Raw genomic sequence first — 1,584 nt, 5'->3', positions numbered from 1 at the left:
ATCCAGGACTGCCCGCGGAGGTGAGGTTGCCCGMCTTTCGGCAACGCCTCGTCCCCACGCTGCATGGACACGTCACCTTCGTCGCCGCCGACGTGACGGTGGATCAGCAGACACGCGCCTCGCACTACCGCGCCTATATCGAGATCGACCTGGAGCAACTCGCCCGGCTGCAGGGTGTAGCCCTCACGCCAGGCATGCCCGTCGAAGCCCATATCACCCTGGGACAACGGACCTTCTGGAACTACCTCGCGCAACCCATCCGCGACTCCTTCGCGCGCGCCTTCAAAGAACGTATGGCCCGCCCCGTCTGAAAGTGGATTTCACGACCCTGCCTGATCAGTCTACGCCAACGTATCCGGTCTCAGGGCAGAGCCCTGGCCAAGATGGAGATCCGCGCGTTCCGGTCCTCATAAACTGCACGGCGTCGAGCGCCATTTTTTTGACCAGGTTTCCAGAACGCCGATCGACTGTCAGGCCATCTCGTTTCCACCACCCGCAGACCTCGCCAGCCGCCCGCGCCGGGTGAGCGCGAACGACCGGTCTCGTTGGCTACGACGCGGTCGCGGCCTGCATCTCGAACTTCTGCCCACTGCGGAGCACCGCGCAGATGATCCGCGCCAACTTGGCGGCGAGCGCCACCACCACGGTGTTCACGTGTGCCCGTGCGAGCAGGCCCCGCAGCCAGCCACCCAGTGGCGTCTCGCTCTTCGACAAGGTCGGCAGGGCGGCACGGGCGCCGTGGATCAGCATCCGGCGCAGGTACTCGTTGCCGCGTTTGCTGATCCCCAACAGCTTCGGCTTGCCACCCGTGGTCATCTGCTTCGGCACCAGCCCGATCCAGGCAGCCAGGTCTCGGCCCCGCGCGAAAGTCTCGGCCCTGCCAATCGCGGCGACCAGCGCCGTGGCGTTCAGTGGCCCGATCCCCGGGATGGTGGTCAGCAGCCGGGCGGTTTCGTCCGTCCGGGCCTGCAGCGCGAATTCCTCGTCGAACGCCAGGATGCGGCGGTCCAGCTCGCGCCACTCGGCGCGCTGGTCCTCGATCAGCCGCCGGGTCCGCGGGCTCAGCGAGACCTGCTCCGCCGCCAGCAGGGTCTCGAGGTGCAGCTCCAGCTTGCGTCGCCCTTGCGGCGCGATCAGGCCGCGCTCCAGCAGGACGGCGCGCATCTGGTTAATGAGCGCCGTCCGCTCGCCCACCAGCCGGTCACGGGCGCGGTGCAGGCTCTGCATGTCGAGCTGTGCCTCGCTCTTGAGCTCGACGAACCGCATCGTCGGCCGGGTTGCCGCCTCGGCGATCGCCTCCGCATCGCGGTCGTCGTTCTTCTGCGCCTTCACGTAAGGGCGAACATACTCCGGCGACATCAGCCGCACCTGGTGGCCTTGGCCCTGCAGCACACGACCGAGGTGATGCGCACCACAGCAGGCCTCCATCGCCATCACGCAACCCGGCAGTCCCGCCGCCAGCTTGACCACGCCGTCCCGGTGCAGGCGTCGCCGCAGCACCACGCGCCCACTCGCGTCCAAAGCCGCTACGCTGCAGCTGTTCTTACCCAAGTCGATCCCCAGAACCGCGATCTGCATCACACC

Annotated in this window: 2 protein-coding genes; one reads left to right on the top strand and one right to left on the bottom strand. The window is 67.4% G+C overall.

The features are described 5' to 3' along the window. Positions 1-311 (top strand): beta-barrel domain-containing protein (locus tag AC1DWF_RS31830; RefSeq protein ID WP_476842543.1); only part of this gene is annotated, 311 nt, incomplete at its 5' end. Between the two features lie 238 nt (positions 312-549). Here the strand turns inward: AC1DWF_RS31830 and AC1DWF_RS31825 are convergent. Then, positions 550-1,578 carry an IS110 family RNA-guided transposase gene (locus AC1DWF_RS31825; protein WP_476842544.1) on the bottom strand — a complete coding sequence of 343 codons (1,029 nt, stop codon included), beginning with the start codon at positions 1,576-1,578 and terminating at the stop codon, positions 550-552. Between the last annotated feature and the right edge of the window lie 6 nt (positions 1,579-1,584).

The organism is Aminobacter sp. P4_D5 (genome assembly GCF_056401815.1).
The sequence above is the reverse complement of the archived record's forward strand: the minus strand, read 5'-3'. Positions and strand labels throughout refer to the sequence as shown.